This is a genomic window from Ignavibacteriota bacterium (genome assembly GCA_016218045.1).
Lineage (GTDB): Bacteria > Bacteroidota > Ignavibacteria > SZUA-365 > SZUA-365 > JACRFB01.
On the sequence record JACRFB010000001.1, the window covers coordinates 180,317 to 197,941 of the forward strand.

Annotated in this window: 13 protein-coding genes; 5 read left to right on the top strand and 8 right to left on the bottom strand. The window is 55.2% G+C overall.

The window, feature by feature from the left end; all coding sequences use genetic code 11:
* Positions 1–48: 48 nt before the first annotated feature.
* From HY962_00735 to HY962_00750, 4 genes are all read right to left on the bottom strand, one after another.
* Entirely contained in the window at positions 49–588 is a 540-nt protein-coding gene (locus tag HY962_00735; GenBank protein MBI5645428.1) for a hypothetical protein, read from the bottom strand.
* A 200-nt stretch (positions 589–788) separates the two neighbouring features.
* Positions 789–1,790, bottom strand: coding sequence for a flavin reductase family protein (locus HY962_00740; protein MBI5645429.1), 1,002 nt, complete (start codon positions 1,788–1,790; stop codon positions 789–791).
* A gap of 35 nt (positions 1,791–1,825) precedes the next feature.
* Entirely contained in the window at positions 1,826–2,830 is a 1,005-nt protein-coding gene (locus HY962_00745; GenBank protein MBI5645430.1) for a fumarylacetoacetate hydrolase family protein, read from the bottom strand.
* A 98-nt stretch (positions 2,831–2,928) separates the two neighbouring features.
* The gene (locus HY962_00750) at positions 2,929–4,755 is read right to left on the bottom strand and encodes a homocysteine S-methyltransferase family protein (protein MBI5645431.1); all 1,827 of its coding nucleotides are present in this window, start codon (positions 4,753–4,755) and stop codon (positions 2,929–2,931) included.
* Positions 4,756–5,169: 414 nt separating this feature from the next.
* Between HY962_00750 and HY962_00755 the strand changes: the two genes are divergently transcribed.
* Genes HY962_00755 through HY962_00775 form a run of 5 tightly spaced genes read left to right on the top strand, consistent with a single transcriptional unit; the run spans position 5,170 to position 12,440 of the window.
* A complete protein-coding gene (locus HY962_00755) occupies positions 5,170–6,891 on the top strand; it encodes an SLBB domain-containing protein (protein MBI5645432.1) in 1,722 nt (573 codons plus the stop codon).
* A gap of 24 nt (positions 6,892–6,915) precedes the next feature.
* Positions 6,916–8,070 carry a hypothetical protein gene (locus tag HY962_00760; protein MBI5645433.1) on the top strand — a complete coding sequence of 385 codons (1,155 nt, stop codon included), beginning with the start codon at positions 6,916–6,918 and terminating at the stop codon, positions 8,068–8,070.
* A gap of 42 nt (positions 8,071–8,112) precedes the next feature.
* Entirely contained in the window at positions 8,113–9,651 is a 1,539-nt protein-coding gene (locus HY962_00765) for an oligosaccharide flippase family protein (GenBank protein MBI5645434.1), read from the top strand.
* Positions 9,648–11,084 carry an O-antigen ligase family protein gene (locus tag HY962_00770; GenBank protein ID MBI5645435.1) on the top strand — a complete coding sequence of 479 codons (1,437 nt, stop codon included), beginning with the start codon at positions 9,648–9,650 and terminating at the stop codon, positions 11,082–11,084. The genes HY962_00765 and HY962_00770 overlap by 4 nt, the downstream gene beginning before the upstream one ends.
* A gap of 48 nt (positions 11,085–11,132) precedes the next feature.
* A complete protein-coding gene (locus HY962_00775) occupies positions 11,133–12,440 on the top strand; it encodes a glycosyltransferase family 39 protein (GenBank protein ID MBI5645436.1) in 1,308 nt (435 codons plus the stop codon).
* Here HY962_00775 and HY962_00780 read toward each other — a convergent pair.
* From HY962_00780 to HY962_00795, 4 genes are all read right to left on the bottom strand, one after another.
* Positions 12,435–13,748 (bottom strand): hypothetical protein, encoded by a 1,314-nt coding sequence (locus HY962_00780; protein ID MBI5645437.1) that lies wholly within the window; start codon positions 13,746–13,748, stop codon positions 12,435–12,437. The two genes, HY962_00775 and HY962_00780, sit on opposite strands and share 6 nt — an antisense overlap.
* An 11-nt stretch (positions 13,749–13,759) precedes the next feature.
* The gene (locus tag HY962_00785; protein ID MBI5645438.1) at positions 13,760–14,479 is read right to left on the bottom strand and encodes a polyprenol monophosphomannose synthase; all 720 of its coding nucleotides are present in this window, start codon (positions 14,477–14,479) and stop codon (positions 13,760–13,762) included.
* A 102-nt stretch (positions 14,480–14,581) separates the two neighbouring features.
* Entirely contained in the window at positions 14,582–16,216 is a 1,635-nt protein-coding gene (locus HY962_00790) for a hypothetical protein (GenBank protein MBI5645439.1), read from the bottom strand.
* Positions 16,213–17,565: a sugar transferase gene (locus HY962_00795; GenBank protein MBI5645440.1), complete on the bottom strand. Its 1,353-nt coding sequence runs from the start codon at positions 17,563–17,565 to the stop codon at positions 16,213–16,215. Before HY962_00795 ends, HY962_00790 begins: the two co-directional genes overlap by 4 nt.
* Positions 17,566–17,625: the final 60 nt, after the last annotated feature.

Below are 17,625 nucleotides of genomic sequence, written 5' to 3' on the forward strand. Positions count from 1 at the left end.
ACCATCTGGTACAACGAAGCTGATCCGCTCTTTGCGGATCCGGCACGATTATCCCTGACTGCTGAAAGTCGGGAGTGGCGGCAACTCCTGGTCGCGAGTAAGTGCGGGAACGATCCCTAACAGGCGCACAAAAACTGTCATCTGCCCTCGATGGTAGGATTCATGCGCAATGGCGTCTTGGAGCATTGCAAACCGAGTTGCCTTCCCTCCGTCTACCTTGGTTACAAGTTGCAGCATAAACAGCTCGCCTGCATTGCGAATACGCAACGAAGCGTCCTTGTATTGTTCGACGAGAAGATCGATGAGCTTTTCCTGCGTGTCCGCACGGTGGATGTTTGGTGCGTAGCTCCGGAGCAGTTGCATGTACGGGACGCGGTGAAAATTCGTGTCCTCACGCAACAATTCTTCCACGGTCGTGATCGCCACTTCGAGCACATGCTGCATCAGCTCGGTTACATTGCGCGTTTCCAGGGTCGGCCGGAATGTAAAACGGGCAGGCGGAATGTTCTGGATCTCCCTGATCAGTCCCTTCCGGACTTCGTACCAGGAGTCCAGCACTTCGTCGAGCAGATTTGTGGGCGTGCTCATATGAGTATCATCCTCGGGGATTCAATTGTAGAGCGAAGGCGGTCTCGTCCATGGAAAGATACGCAACATCGCAGAGAATTACATGAGGATCTCTGCATCGGCTGCGCACCGGAACACATACGTGAAACAAGCATCCGGGTGTCCTTGTCTGCCAGAACGTCAAACACAGCCACGACGACCACGAGAGGCGAGACTGGCGGTCACGTTGCCTTCAGAGAGTCGATCATAGCGGGATCGGACATCAGAGCGCAGGCCCATGCGCTATCAAGATCGCCCTCTGCAAGAAATGCCCGCGAGATGCGTTGCAGTTGAGCACAAATCGAATCTGTTCGTGTTGTTCTATTCACAATGTTCCGGAAAACAGCGAGAAGGGCCGCGCGCGGGGACAACATGCGCAGTTCGGTGTCGAGATCGTCGGGTTCTTTCGATCCCGCTCCAAGGCGAAGAAGATCGCGCTGCCATTCCCCGCGGATGGAGGCGACATCCGGCAGCGATGATATCCCCGCGAGTTTTGCGAGGTCGTTTCCGGTAAACACCGTGCTTGTTCGAATGTGGGACGGGAGTTGATCCATCCCGATACCATTCTGTCTCGGTTTGGCCAACTCAAAAAGTGCTTCACCATTTGCCCGGCAATACCAGTTCCCTCCCATCCGAGCCACCAGATCCAATCGGCGGGGATGAATCGCATCGTTCTCAAATGCGGATTCTTTGACATGGAACATCATCACTTCCGCGATGAGGAGATTACCTGCGCCGGGTCTGCCGCCGGTTGAGACATGCTGAAGGAGGCGGCATTCCATGATAAAGGGTGATTCGGCAACTCCCGGAGGCCGGACAAGACTTGAATCTCTTTTAGTGAAGCCCGCTTTATCGAATTCATCAATGCCGCGCTCATAGTCCGAGGATGCGAGACTGATCTGCTCCACCATGGAAAAACTTACAGCATTGACGGTGAATTCACCCGTTTCGATAATATTAAGAAAGGTGTGTTTCGGTACGCCATTCGAAGCCCGAAACGCAGGTGACACGACGATAACAGGTGGATTCGCGCCGAATGCATTGTAGTAACTGAATGGTGACAGGTTGTGTCGGCCATCCGCATCAATACTGGATACGAGAGCGATGGGACGCGGAGCCACTCCACTGAGCAACAGTTGGTGGACAAGAGGAACAGGGTGGTCGGCCGGTGAGAATGAGCGCATGTTCTGTGTGCTGTTTGTGTGTCCAGCAGGGGCTTTTACGTTGTTAAATGCAGTGTGTTTGTAAGAGCGCCGAGACAGTCGATGGCGCAGGTGACGTTGTCACCCGGTTTCAACCACCAAGCGGGATCATACACTTTCGAACCGTTTAGTTCGAGGAAACAGCCAGTTCCAACAGTTCCTGATCCGATAACGTCTCCGGGATACAGTGTGACACCGTACGATGCTCTCTCGATTATTTGTGCAAAAGTCCATGTCATATCCTTCAGGTTGCCCCGGCTCACTTCCGTTCCGTTTACGTGCGCCGTCATTACCAAATCGTAACGCTCCCCTTGTTCGCCGGGTATGCGTGCATGAGACAATTCATCACGCGTGACAAGCCAGGGGCCTATTGATGTGGCAAAGTCTTTTCCCTTTGCTGGACCGAGACTCAATTTCATTTCTTCCATCTGAAGCGTGCGGGCGCTCCAGTCGTTCATTACGGTATACCCGGCAATGTACTCATCCGCATGAGATGCGGATATGTTCCTTCCTTCTCTGCCAATAACGATCGCAGCTTCCAGTTCAAAATCCAGCTTGTCGCAATGAAGCTGTTGAACGTGTACCGGGCCCGGACCGGTCACAGCCATGTGATTGGTAAAATAGAAAATCGGAAACAGGTCAAACTCTTCGATCATTGGCACGCCCCGATTCCGGCGTGCAGCTTCCACGTGCTGACGAAAAGCGTATCCATCACGCATGGAGACTGGCCTGGGGACGGGAGCACACAACGTGACATCAGCCACGGGCACGGCGAGTTGTGTGTGGTGGAAAGAAGCAGGCATCCCCTTTTCAACGAACCATTCCACAACCTTCCTTGCGGTAGCGAGGGACTCTTCGCCGCCTTTCAAAAGAGCAATCATCTCTCCTGGCAGGAGGTCGTCTCCCTCCTTCATGTCATACCGCTGCATGGTGTGGCCTGCCTGGAGGTCGAGAATCCAGGAATCCACAAGCACACCGACTCTTTGATGGGATTGGTTGGTCGTATACGTAACGAGTTTCATCGTGTACCAGTTGAATGAAGTGAATTGAAAGAATCCGCATTACGACGCGCGGGGCGGCGATGAATTTCAGCTACACACGCACCTCTGATCCGCCTTGTTCAGGATGCGTGTTGATCCCAGCGTCTTTCATCGAAGATGAGTTCGCGTGCGATCTCGCGGCCACGTTCGTCAATACGATACAGCGGCATGATCTTGCTGGCGTGGACAATGGCCATATCGAGTCCCGCCTCGATTGCATGATGGAGGAACACCGAATTGAGCACATGGCGTGCGCGCGGTGTCAATCCGAAGGACACGTTCGAGACACCAAGACTTTGATGACATTGTGGAAAAAGTCTCTTGATCCGACGAATGGCGTCCATCGTTTCCATTGCGGAAGTACGGAATTCCTCGTCCCCACTCCCGAGTGTGAAGGTCAGAGTATCGAATATCAAGTCCTCATCACGAAGCCCATAGGTCTCGACCGCGAGGGTGCGCAATCGTGTGGCGATCTCCACCTTGCGGTCGGAGGTTTTGGCCATACCCTGTTCGTCGATTGTGAGCGCGACTACAGCGGCACCGTATTCACGGCAGAGACGAAGAACTTTCGCCGCCTTTTCCTCACCGTCCTCGAGGTTGATCGAATTAACGATGGCCCTGCCAGCGCAATGCTGCAGAGCGGCCTCGATCACGGGCACTTCCGTGCTGTCGATCATCAGGGGCAGGGGTATTTGTGTATTAAATCTCCGCACGATTTCCACCATGTCGCGCACCTCGTCGCGACCGACATATGCCGCGCAGATATCAAGGACGTGCGCACCCTCGCGCGCTTGCTCCTTGCCCATCGCGACGATGCCATCGTAATCCTCTGCCAGCAGCAGTTCCCGGAATTGTTTCGATCCGTTGGCGTTGCACCTCTCTCCAATAAGCACGGGCGGGATATCCACCCGAAGCGGGGCTGGCGCGTAGAGGGACGAAACGGACGCAATGGGTCGAGGAGCGCGCGAAGCGGGACGCACATGTATTGCCGCCGCGGCGAGCCGAGCGATGTGCTCGGGGGTGGTACCGCAGCACCCGCCAATGATATTGACACCGTACGACTCCACGAATTGCAGCATCCACCGCTCCATCTCCTCAGGCGTCAGCTTGTAGCAGGTCTGCCCTCCAATGTTTTCAGGTAATCCCGCGTTGGGCATGAGGAATATGGATTTTTCCCAAACGTCACAAATGGCGCGCAGGTTTTCCTCCATCTCCTTGGGCCCTGTCGCGCAGTTCATGCCGAATACGTCGACGATGTCGTATGCCTCGAAAATCGCCAGTGCTGCGGATATCTCTGTACCCATCAGCATGGTCCCCATCGATTCAATTGTCACCGATACTATGACGGGGACGCGATCACCGCGCTCGTCGAACACCTTTCTCGCAGCGGAAAGTGCGGACTTGGTTTGAAGAGGGTCCTGGCATGTTTCGATGCAGAGCAGATCCGATCCACCATCGAGCTGGCCGCGGATCTGTTCCGCATAAGAGTCGCGCATTTCCACATAACCGATATGCCCCAGAGAAGGCAGTTTGGTAGTTGGGCCCACCGACCCGGCAACAAAGCGAGGTTTTATGTTCGTGGAATATTCGTCTGCCAAACGCCGCGCAATCTGTGCGGCCAGAAAGTTGAGTTCGTAGGCCTGTCCCTCCAGTCCATATTCTGCGAGAACCACACTCGTCGCACCGAAGGTGTCCGTTTCAATAATATCGGCACCAGCATCGAGAAAGCCGCGATGTACACGCTCGACCGCCTCGGGCTTCGTTTTTACGAGGTATTCGTTGCATCCTTCAAAATCCGGCCCGCCAAAATCCGCCGCGGATAAATTCTGCAGTTGCAAATTCGTGCCGGTCGCTCCATCGAAAACTAGCACACGGGTGCGGAGCTCCTCGAGAAATCGTGAAATCAAGGTAATCCTTATTCAGATTGACAAGAGGAGAAAAATACAAAATCCCACGTCAAGGGCGAAGAGCACACGGTTGCGCCACATACATCGACACCAAGGTTAGGTTGACACACGCAACGAAACCACTTTGAAGGGCGCACGCCCAGTGAAGGTGTTTCCATTTCCGGTGCAAAAACACGCATCCTCATTGGATGGAAAGCGCTAGTGCGCTATCATTGTAAATTGTGGCAAAGGAACTCCTGTTTTTCGACCAGTATTTGTCCGGGTTCCGCCCCATCAACCGACGGGAGTCCCCACGGCGCCTCCGTGCAGGAGTCCAACATGGAGAACGGTCCGTCGAAGTCTTCCATTCCCATAGTAAGGCGTATGATTCAGATTCACGCGGCGCGCGGTAGCTACTCTTTCCGAGCGGTATGTATGCTAGCGGTGCTGCTCCTGCCTGCCCCGCTTCTTGCGCAATTCGGAGATCGAAGCGCACAGACGCAGGGTCAAGGCACCAAATCACCGATACAGACAGGCCTTCAGGATGCCGGCTCGTTAAAGAAGGACGGCATGTCTGCCGTACCTGTTGCTCCGATGGATGGCCCGATCGATCCGAAGACTTATGTCGTCGGCCCGAATGACATCTTCACAGTCGGCATCTGGGGCGCATTGATGCTCCAACTTCAGTTGGTTGTCAGTCCGGAGGGTTCGTTAATAATTCCGAGCGTCGGAGAAGTCCCGGTTGCGGGTAAACCTTTGACCGAGGTAAAAAACGAAGTCCAGCGCCGTGTCCGCTCCAGGTACACAATGGGCGAGATCACAGTAACACTTACGGCCCCTCGGACTTTCATTGTATCCTTGCGCGGAAGTGTCATCGCCCCCGGCACGTACACTGCGACTGCGGTGGACAGGGTTGAGCGTGTGTTCCGTCTGGGCGCACTCCTGACGATTCCAGCGGCAACAATGTCGCTGCCCGCCCAGACTCTTCTCGATCCACAACCTGGCGACGAAGTAAAAACCCCGAAGCTTGAGCAGCGCCTACAAGTATACGACAAGGCATCGACGCGGAATATTCTGCTTCTAAGAAGGACCCGCGATACAGTGCGAGTGGATTTGGCGATGTACGAAGCAACGAACGACGATTCGTATAATCCGCCGCTTCGAGATGGAGATGTGATTTTCGTTCCAGCGCTCGATATCGAACGCGACTATCTGTCGATTCAAGGTGCGGTAAACGCACCCGGCAAATATGAATTTTCCACGGGCGACAAACTGTCATCGCTGATTCGTATTGCTCGTGGTGTGACCCCCGCCGCGTCCGGGTATGTCAGCATATCACGGCTTGCTGACGATGGGCGTGTGTCGAGCGAGGGCAGATACGAGCTAGCCGCAGTTCTGAACGGCGGTGCCGACGATCGCGTACTCGAGCGAGGTGACCGCGTGCTTGTGGAACGCCGCTCGGATCTACGGCGCGACTACTCTGCATCCATTCAGGGAGCGGTGCAATTCCCCGGCACATACCCGATTTCCGCACGGAACACGACGCTCTCGGAACTGCTTCGCAGCGCGGGTGGCCTTGCACCAGACGCGCTGCCCCAGGGAGCCATCGTGCTCCGCAAAGTGCAGCGGCTCGGCAATGGAATTTCGCCCCGTTACGAGGTGGCGCGGTCGTGGCGTGCTGCTCAATTCAACATGGTGGATTCGGCATACTATGTTCAGCTTCTGCGGGAGGGCCGCGTGCCGGTGCGTGCCGACGTCGCCAAGATAGCAGCAGGAGAGAAAACAAGCGATATTCTACTCGAAGATGGCGATCTGATATCGGTCCCAACGGATAGACGTTCTGTGCTGGTCGATGGTCAGGTTGCCCGACCCGGTTATCAACCCTGGGTGCCCGGCGCGAAGCTGGAACACTATATCGAAGCAGCGGGCGGCATGACGGAGATGGCCGAGGAAGGCGACACACGCGTGATCAAGCGTGGTACGCTGGCGTGGGTCGAGTCTGATGAGACGGAGATTGAGTCCGGCGATCAGATCTGGGTGCCGAAGAATATTCCGTACGACGTGTCTTACTATTTCGGGCTCGTTCGCGACATCTCCACCTTTCTCACCGCCGCCGCGACGGTCGGTATTCTCGTTTTCCAAGTCACCAATAACTAACCATCGCCGCGCGGTCCGAACCTCATGCAAACACCCAAGGCACCTCTGCCTGAACGCGGTTTCATCGAGTATCTTCTTATACTCGGCACCTGGAAACGTTTCATATTTTTCAATGTCATTGCCATTACGGTACTCGCGGCAGCCGTGAGTCTTGTGCTGCCGAAGACGTACCGCTCCAGCGCCACGATCATGCCTCCGAAGAACTCGAATCTTCTGAACCTGATGAACATGTCGTCTTCCGCGCTGATGCGACAGTTCAGTCCGTTGCGCGCTCTCAGCGGCGGTTTGACCCCGGATCTATACGGCTATGTGTCGTTCCTCAAGAGCAATGCGCTGCTGAATCTAACTGTGCAGCGCATGGACCTGAAGCGGCGCTACAACACGGAGGAAGGTTGGGCCGCTGTCAACGCGCTGAAGGGCAATATGGACTACGTGGTCAACGAAGAAGGTACGATCACTATCAGCGCGGAGGACAAGGAAGCGGAGTTCGCCTACAAGCTCGTCTCGTTCCTTGTAAGCACAATCGATTCTCTCCAACGTTCCATGGCTGTGCGCGAAGCGGCGGAAAACCGGGAGTATATCGGCCAACGGCTGGACCAGAACCGGGCCGACCTGAGACTCGCAGAGACTCTGATGAAGGAGTATCAGGAGAAGCACGGCGTTATCGCACTCCCTTCCGAGGCCTCGACGGCCGTGAGCGCGTACGCTGATGTGTTTGCCCAGAAGATGCTCAAGGAATACGAGGTTCGATACCTCGAACGCGCGCTCGGCGTCGACAATCCGCAGCTCCAAACATCACGAGCACAGCTTCAGGAACTGACCCAGCAACTCTCGCAAGTCCCTGGCCAAGGCATTGAGATCATTCGCCTGTACCGGGAATTCATGGTCCAACAGAAACTTTTCGAAGTTTTGCTGCCCATGTATGAACAGGCAAAAATCGAGGAACAGCGTACAACATCCACCTTGCTGCTTGTTGATCCTCCGGTTGTTCCAGAAAGACACATCTCACCGAAACGCATGATCATCACGCTTGTGTTTTTTGGGCTTTCGCTGATTCTTACAATTGTTATCGCAATCTTTGCGACACGATTGAAGGATATTAAAGCCGTGCGACCGGAAGAATACGAGCGTCTCGTCCTTCTCGCCGGTCCGTTTAAGCGCCTTCTCCGCGAGCGCTGAGCCAGGATTACGAGCGCCGGAAATGAAATGCGCGGAGTGGTCATGCCATCCGATACGGGTATTCGGTCCGACCCCGCGCGGATGAGCAGGGGCATACTCGGCAATACTGTCATCGTTTCAGGCACACGTTACGTGAGCCTGGGATTCGGCATGGCGCGCAACCTTTTTGTTGCGTGGATGTTCGGTCCGGAAAAATTCGGGTATTGGGTTCTTTTTTTGCTTGTATTGCAGTACGCGGATCAGGTGCACTTGGGTTTGCGACTTGCTGGCGACGTAGAGATCCCCCGTCTGCGTGGCGCGGGAGACATACCGGGCGCGGAATCAACCGCGCGCATGCTCTTCGCAGGCATTATCTCACTCGCGGCGGGAGCGGGTATCATCGCGGCGGTTGGGAGCACATTACTCTACCTACGGGGTGGTGTTGTCGGCGAGTACGACGCCGGAATTCTGGCACTGGTTCTTCTCGTCATCAGCGCAACGATCATTGTGGATCAAGTCGGTCGCTATCACCTCATGATTTTTCGAACGCGGAAGGAATTTGCAGTCCTGGGGATCTCCGAATCCGCGAGCGACATTGCGCGCGCATTCTTGGTTGTGGGCCTCGGCTGGATGTTTGGGCTCGCAGGGGCATTTGTCGCGCACCTTTGCGCGTCCATTGGAATGGCGTTCTACCTTCACATCCGTGTGGATGCGCAGCGGCGCATGCAGTGGGACCGGATGCGTCTCCGCTCATTATTTGTCGCGGGATTGCCGTTGTTCGTTTCGTACACCGCATACTTCCTGATCATCAGCATCGACCGGGTCGCGGGTGGAATCGTCCTCGGCAGCCGTGAATTCGCGTTGTATGGTTTCGCCACGACTATCATGCTGCTTCCAGTGCTGACATCACACGGATTGCGAGACGTCCTGATTCCGACATTTGGCGAACGATATGGCGCGGGTGGCGCCGCGGATGTCGCCCCACTCTTCCTTCGCGGATCACGCGCAGTGGCATTTATGATTCCACCCATCACCGCCTTCGTCCTTTTCGGTATGGAAGCAGTTGTCGGCATCGGACTGCCAAAGTATGGCGAAGCTCTCGGGGTTATGAGTCTTCTCACGCCCGGTATTGCGTTCATGGCGCTGGCATCACTACCTGTGATTGCTCTGATGATCATGGGCCGGTCGTGGCCCCTGTTGTTCCTCGAAGCTGTCGCGATTGGCACTGCGGCTATACTCTACATCCTGCTCCCGATCTCTTTGTCGCCCATGCACCGGCTTGCCATAAGCACCTCTGTGCTCTATGGAGTATACGGCCTCTCGACTTTCGTCCTGACGCTGCATTCATGTTCCCGTGCACCACGTCAGATCGCTCGCGATGCAGTGATTGTGGCAACACCCGTCGCAATCACCATCGCCCTCGTATTTGTGCTCGGCCGCGTCGTGCAGACGGAGAGTATGAGCAGGTATGCGCTTCTTGGCATCCCTATTGCAAAGGCCGTTCTCTTCGCCGGGGCCTACGCCGGATTCCTCTTTATCACCCGAGAAATGTCGGAGATCGGGCCGACGGTGCGAGCGCTTTTACATCGTCGCACGGCATGAACAGTTCAGCTCCCACATACGACCTGACCCAACTGGTGCGATGGCTTCCAATTGCCATCGCGGCAACACTGCTCGGACTGTTATTCTGGGCGGATCCTCTCGTTCTGTTGATCGGTGTCGCAGCGTTGCTCCTTGCGGGAAGCACTGTATCTGAACGAAACAGTCTCGCCGTCCTAATCTTGATGCTTCCGTTTCACCGCGCTGGACTCGGGCTCGATATCGGCTCCGGCTTCGGTGTTTTTGATTTCTATGCGATCTGGTTCCTTCTGCTGTATTTCTGGCGCGGTCTTATTGTCGGCGCGTTTCGTATCGAACGTCATCCTGTCATCCTGCTCGGTTTTGTGATGTTGATTTCGTTCGTGCCCTCGATGATCAATGCCACCGAAATGAAGTGGGTGTGGCGTGGACTTGCACAGATTTTGCTCGGTGTTCTCGTCATGGGCGCTGTGTACGACGTGCTTGCTCGTCGCAACAGCGAAAAGTTCATCATTGGGCTTCTTCGAGGTTTGATCGCCGTATCCGCACTCTTCACGGTACAGGGCATCGTGTTGTCGCTTCAGTACCAGACGATGATGGGCATGGCGGGCGGTCGCACCTATAACATACTCTTTGGTGATCCGAATTATTACGCATGTTATTTGCTCGTCGTCATGAGCTTCTCACTCGCGTTTGCAACGGTCGAACGCAACCGGCGTTGGAAGAGAGTGATGGCCTTTTTCTCGCTCCTCTTTTTTTCAGGGATCATTCTAACGGTCTCGCGAGCGGGCTACCTCGCGCTCATGATTATCGGCGCGGGTTTCGTTCTGTACGTTTGGAAATACACAGGCATCAAGCGGTTGCTTCTCTCTGTGCTGCTTATCAGCGTCGGTTCCGTCGTCATCGTTCTCTTCGCCACGAACCTCGGTCAGAATCTGATGACGCTCGTCTCCGTTTCCGATCGTGTCTCCGGTGCTGTCGGCGGCAAGGATCCGTCCGTTAATCAACGGACGGACATTCAGAAGGTTGGATGGCGCATGGCGCAGCACACACCGCTCTTTGGCATCGGTTTCGGAAATTTCGAAATCGTCTTCGGGCGCTTCCGTGAAAACACCCTCCACACACACCCAAGCGAGGCGTGCCACAACACCTACTTGAAATTACTCGCCGAAACAGGAATCGTCGGCTTCCTGTGTGCGATGCTTTTTTACGGTGCCCTGATGCGGACATTGTGGACGAGTTTCCGCAGGTCCCGCGATGATGCACGCAGGATGCTATTATTCGGATGTATGATGGCACTGATGTCGTATTTCCTCATGAGCGCCACGCTCGATCAGGTTTACGAGATGCACTTCTGGTCTCTGGCCGGACTCACGCTTGCCTATGCAGCCATAGCGCGTGAACAGGAGTCAGCGAATTCCTCGCGCGAATCGAGCCATTCCTCGGAAGTGAGATGAACGGTTATAATCTCGAGTCATGATTACCACACCGGCATTGTGCACCTCATGACGCTCGCCGTGAAGTTCCTCGGTTGTATCGGACGCACAATCGAGGGTATGCCGGGGAAGCGGTACCTTCTTCTTGTCCTTCTCCTGGTATTCTCGTCACGAATCACCGCTGTGCTTGTTATTGGAGAATTGGACAAACCGCTCCTGTATGAATCGGGTATGATTGCCCGGAATTTTTTGGCGGGTCATGGGTATTCGGTGAACTATCGATACCCTATGCCGGAGTCGCGCATCGATCCGCGCGAGTATAAAAACGGGAGCCCCATGCCGACGGCGTTTACCTTGCCCGGATATGTGGCTGTCGTTGCCGCGACACTGGCACTGTTGGGCGATTCGCAGAGGGCATATCTGACGCTCTACGGTCTGAATATCGCCGCGTCAATCGCAACGGTGCTGCTGCTGTATTCGACTGCGCTGAACCTCCTTGGCAAGCGCCGTGCACGATTCGGTACCTTGCTCTTCGCACTGCATCCACCCGCCATCGCCTATGTGGCGACGTTCGGTGGCGGGCCGTGGTATCATCTGATCCTGATGACTGCCTTGTATTTTCTGGTGCGCGCCGCGCGTAGCAAGAGTATGGGCTCTGTGCTCCTGGCGGGCACCGTCGCGGGGGTTTGGGTGTTATTTCGCTCGGAAGCGCTTGTGCTCGGCTGGATTGGCACCCTGTGGCTGGGCAAGCGTGTGGGTGCGCGCAAGGCCCTGATGTATGCGGTGACCGCCGTTGTGGTCGTGTTCCCGTGGAGCATCCGCAACTCCGTTGTGTTCGATTCATTTGTCCCTCTCACGACAAATGCATGGCTGAATATTTGGCGCGGGTGTAATGCCGAAGCGAGTGGAGGCAGTTTCGACTCGCGGGGTGAAGCGAATTGGTTCGATTCTGCAGGCGAGATACCAAAAGCGATTAGTTCGCTGCCGGTGACACCGCGCTACGAACTCGATGTGATGGAGATATATCGTCGGCACACTGTTGCATTCGTGAGCTCGAATCCTGGAAGCGCAGTGGTGCTGTATGGGAAGAAATTGCTCCTGTTTCTCACCATGGATATTTCAGATCCACGTATCCGAAATATTGCTTTCGCTCTTCCACACGTCGCGCTTTCGGCGGCAGCGTTTTTCGGCATCGTATTGGCGTCGCGAAGACGACGCGCCTCGCTGCTGATTGTCGTCCCGATAGTGTTCTACGTTTTCCTGATACCGGTCTTTCATGTGGAGACACGGTATCAGGTCATGGTCTCGATCCTGTACTGTCTCGCGGCGGTTTTACCCATGCACGAACGTCAGCCGGGATCAGTTCGCGCCTTATAGTTTTGCATGCTGGGTGCTGCGTGTTCGAACAATGTGCAATCCACCGCCGAGCAGAACGAAATACACCGCCGAGAGCATGAGCAGGTATCGTGTCTCGATGTGGAAACAGGGCAGCATCAGCCAGTAGAAGCCAACAACTGCCAAGAGGGGACGAAGATCCGCCCGTCTGCGAAACAAAAACACGAGACAAACGAGTGCGCAGAGGGTGAGTCCGACGTGAGGAAAAAGGAACGCCGGTGTCAGGGTGCGTTTGTCGGAATAGTCGACGGAAAACACCATCAGGACCTTTTTTACGTATAATACAACGGCCTCTCCTGGATGCCCGGTAATGAAAGCGACCGCGCGGCGTTTGTAAATCTCCGCAACATCAAGTTCTCTTCGGGGGGTCACCGGCAATGCGCGAACTTCGTTCACGATTTCACCGCGGCTGTCGAAGAAGTTGGAGACGCCGGATGGATCGAAAGCTCCGCCGGTTGCCTCGGGATTGAAGCCGCGCCAGATATTCAGCCAACTGTTCGTCGTCAAGGGAACAAAGGAACCAAAGGCGTTCGTATTACGCACGGGCCACGGAGCTGCGACAATCACGACACATGCGAAGTACACAGCCGCAAGGCGCAAACCCTGTTTTCTGAATATCCAGAGTGCGAACATCAAAGCCAGAGCGGTGGCTTCGGCGCGAAATAGAATCCACACACCACCTATAATTCCTGCCCGAACGGCAGCCGCGACAGTGCCGCGTCTCACGGTGAACACGACGCTTGTGATGCCGAGCAGCAATACTGCCTGGTACCATGGACCGCCGCCAAACGTCAACGCGAGTGCGATGGCCGGTGGATGTATCGCAAAGAGCAGGGACGCCAACCGCGCGCTGACGTCGTCGAAGAGCGCACGCATGAGCAGGTACGCCAAGAGCACTGCGAAGACGCTCACCAGGATGTTCAGAATGTACAAAACGATAAATCCGGACGGAGTCGCTCCGAAAACGGCAAACACCACCGTCATGACGGCGACATAGCCGGGAAGGGTGAAGGCCGAGGGTGCGGGTCGGCCCGTCTTGGTTTCCTCTTCCGATACGATATTCCTGGGCAACGGAAACCCGCTGTACATCGCGTATCCATTCCCGTGCAAAATATTTTGTGCGATGATACCGGTTTCGTACAGCTCCGGATTTGAGAAATTCCCTCCGGCCACAACCGCTGCAATGCGTGGAAGCAACGCGAGCACGGCGAGCCCTATCGTAAATCGCGAGAGAGAGACCGCTGCAAGCCTGCGATACAGGCGTGCTGCACTATCGCGGATTGTACGCATCGGCGCCGCCGCTATTTCAATATACCGAGAATCGCCTGCGCCCGAAGCCGCCACACCATGGTCACCGCTTCGCGGACGATCTTTTTCGACATCTTCGATACTCCGACGCGGCGATCCATAAAGATGATCGGGATTTCGTGAACCCGGAATCCCTTCCGGTACGCCTTGAAACTCATCTCGATTTGAAAAGCGTACCCATTTGACCGGACTGCATCAAGGTTGATCGCTTTGAGGACCTCGGTACGAAAACACTTGAAACCACCGGTGGCGTCACGTACGGGGAGACCGGTAACGAGCCGTGTGTACACATTTGCATAGTAACTCAGTAACAACCGCTTCATCGGCCAGTTGATCACGTTTACTCCGCGGATGTAGCGCGATCCGAGCACGAGGTCGTATTCTTCGATTGCCTGTAAAAATTCTGGAAGCAGATTCGGATCATGAGAGAAATCAGCGTCCATTTCGAACACATAGTCGAAGTTGTTCGCTATCGCATATTTGAAACCCGCCACATAGGCGGTTCCAAGTCCCATTTTCCGCTCGCGCTCGAGCAGATGAATGCGTGGTTCCAACTCCATCATTTTTTTTACGGCATCGGCGGTTCCATCCGGCGAATTGTCGTCGACGACAAGAACCTCAATGCGCGCATCCTGCCGGAGAACGTCGGGTACTATCCCCTGGACATTCTCCAGTTCGTTGTATGTGGGGATGATGACCAGTGCGCGTTTCACGGTTCCCGAAGCGTTTGTCCGAATGTTCGATGCAGCGAAAGGATACGGAATATGCAGTACGAATGCCGAAAATGAAAATGACGCGCAGGGTAATCGCGGGCGTCAGTAGGCAATCTCGAGTTGCAGCGAGCCATATCCCGTGTTGTGTGTGCCCTGGCGATCCTCGACCTTGGTGAATCGGATGGCCGCATCAAACGCAATATTTCTGATTGGTTCATAGCGGCAGTTGAGGGTGAGGATTTTCCGTGTCTCGCGCACACCGCCAAGGAACGGTGCCGTCTCATTGTCACGTCCGAAGACAAACCGTTCTGTGACGCTCCCGCCATGATTTGCGCGGAGCGAGCCGTCGCCGCCGTATTCATTGGCCCCGTGCCTGCGCACCCGCAGGGATGCGCCGAGCGAAAGTGACGCACCGTACCACCATGTCACATGGGTGTACCATTCGTCGCTGTTCGGAGGCAGCTCGAGTCCAAGCGCGACGCCCTTGTGCGTGTATTCGTTGTCGCGCATCGCATGGGAATACACGTATGGCTCGATGCGGGTGTATTCAAGGCCGATGCGGGTGTCTCCCAATGAGTGCGTGACAGCACCCGCCTGCCAGATGAACTTGTTCCCCCACCACCCGGAACCGAATTTGGCCATGTCGATGTCGTCGATGGTCCACGAACCGAACAGTTCTATACCTGGAAGAGACAACGATTGGAGATCAAAACCGAGCATGGGATTGTCGCGGTCTCCACCTGCGTGTTCCGCAGACTTGAAGAAGTTCACCGGGATAAGATATCCTGGATCGATTTGGCGTTGCGAGTATATGACGGATTCGTACACACCGAATCGCACGCTTTCGAACAGATCTGCTTCAGCCCTATGATAGACGAAGTACTTGCTCTCGTAGTACGGTCGGAACACCTCGATGAGCTGCTTCTCGGCAAGAATAAATCCGTGTATGTACATGAATCGGAAATTGCCTGCACGGGCATTGAGCCGCAGCGCGTCGAAAACTGGCGCGCCCATTCCGAGTGTGACTCGGTCGCCATGGGCCCCGCCGATCAAAACACGCTCCCTGCCAAGCGATGCATCGCCCCAGGACCAGCCCACTCCTAGGTATGCCTCAGAAAAATCGAAATACTGGTTTCCCCATTCTCCAAAGTTCGAATTCTTTCGCAATGCGGCGTCGCTGCGCGCAAACGCAGTGTCCCCAAAGACCATTCCATTTGTTGCTTGCAGACCAAAGCCGACCGTGCCCCCGGCTGTGCCGCGGAATCGACCGCCGACCTGGCCGAGCACAACTCGGCTGCTCTTCCCGTCGGCGTCCTGCACACGGGCATCCGCCGAGCCGAGAAATTCCATAAAAAACCGCGTGTCATTATCCGGCGAAATCCATCGATACAGGAATTTCTCCCTGTCGGAGACAAGACCTTCAGTTCCGTCCTGAAAAAACACCGTCGGATTCTGCGAACGGTCGGCTTCAGCGACAAATTCATCGCGGTAGCGGTCGAACAGGCGGGCCTCTGTTTCGGACATGCTTGTCCTGTATTTCGCCGCGGCTTCAAGAAATTCGACCACAGTGCGCCTCTCCATCGGTAGCACCGCGCGTGAAAACCCTTTGAGTCTGGAAGTGCTTGCGAGGCGATCGAGATAGTCGTAGACGGGATGAGTTGCGGGAACATGCTCCATCTGTGCAATCACACCGACGGGAAAAAGGAAAAACAGAACGAGAAGAAGGCGGTATTTCACGTGTGCCCCTTTCCGGCGATCATGGTGTACGCAGTCGACAGGATGATTTTCAGATCCATCCGTATCGACATGTTTTCGATATAGAAAAGGTCGTAACTCAATTTTGTGCGTACGTCTTCGATGCTTTGATCGTACGTGTGCCTGACCTGCGCCCAGCCGGTAATACCAGGGCGCACATTAAGCCGACGCCTGTACAGGGGAATTTCCTTGACGAACTGATCGACAAAAAAAGGCCTCTCGGGTCGCGGGCCTACAAGGCTCATGTCGCCTTGGAGAACGTTAATAACTTGCGGGAGCTCGTCGATGTGCGATTTACGCAGAAATCGTCCGAGAGGTGTGACGCGAGGATCGTCCTTTTGAGCCCATTGTGGTCCGCTTCGTTTCTCGGCATCAACATACATCGTGCGAAATTTGAGAATCGAGAACACCTTCCCATCCTTCCCGACACGCTGCTGCCTGTAGAGAATGGGTCCTGATGAACTGAGTTTCTGCGCAACCGCGACGAGACAGAACAGCGGTAATCCGAGGACGACCACCACCAGTGACACGGCAACATCCATTCCTCTCTTCACGGCTTCTTCCCACGGGGCCATGAGTTGCGGCGTCACCTCAATAAGCGGAATACCGTAAAGCTGGTTTGTGCGTGCCTGACCCGACACGATATCGTAGAGATCGGGCCGGATCTTGATGCCGACCTTGAACGCGGAACAACGTCCTATGATGTCGAGCAAGCGTTCATGTTCCGTTGATGCCAGGGTAATCAGTATTTCCTCAACGCCATACCGTCCGATTACTTCATCGAGCGTTTCCAGGCCACCCAGGCAGGGCACTCGATTGTCTTGCGTACGATCAGTATCCGCGTCGTCGGTCTCGAGAAATCCTTCAACGCGGTAGCCGAGGGCGGGGTAACTTCCGAGGATGGCGATCAGGTCAAGGGCCTTCTCGCGCGGGCCGATGATGATTGTTGATCTATGACCGATGCCGGCCATAAGCATGCGGCGTCGGAGACTGCGCACAAGCATACGTCCCGTTCCGACGAACGCGAGTACCATAGCCCAATAGACGAGTATCTTCAGTCGTGAGAATGTACTCGCCTGGGCCAGTGCGTCATCCAGAAAGATCAGAAAGAACAAAATGAGGACACCAAGCGTGACGGCCTTTGTAACGACAATCAGCTCATCAATCCGCGATTTTGCCCACCATGCGCGGTACAATCCGAAGAACCAAAACACAAGAAACCAGTATGTCCCGATCATCGCCATCGGTAGGAGGTAATCGGGAATTGTTTCGATCGTGAACAGGCCGGATTGCACGCGGAGGTAGTAATACACCACCCAGGCCAACGTCACCGCGAACCCGTCCGACGCTAATAAGGTGAGCACACCCCGCACGCTGGGTCTTCCGGTCAC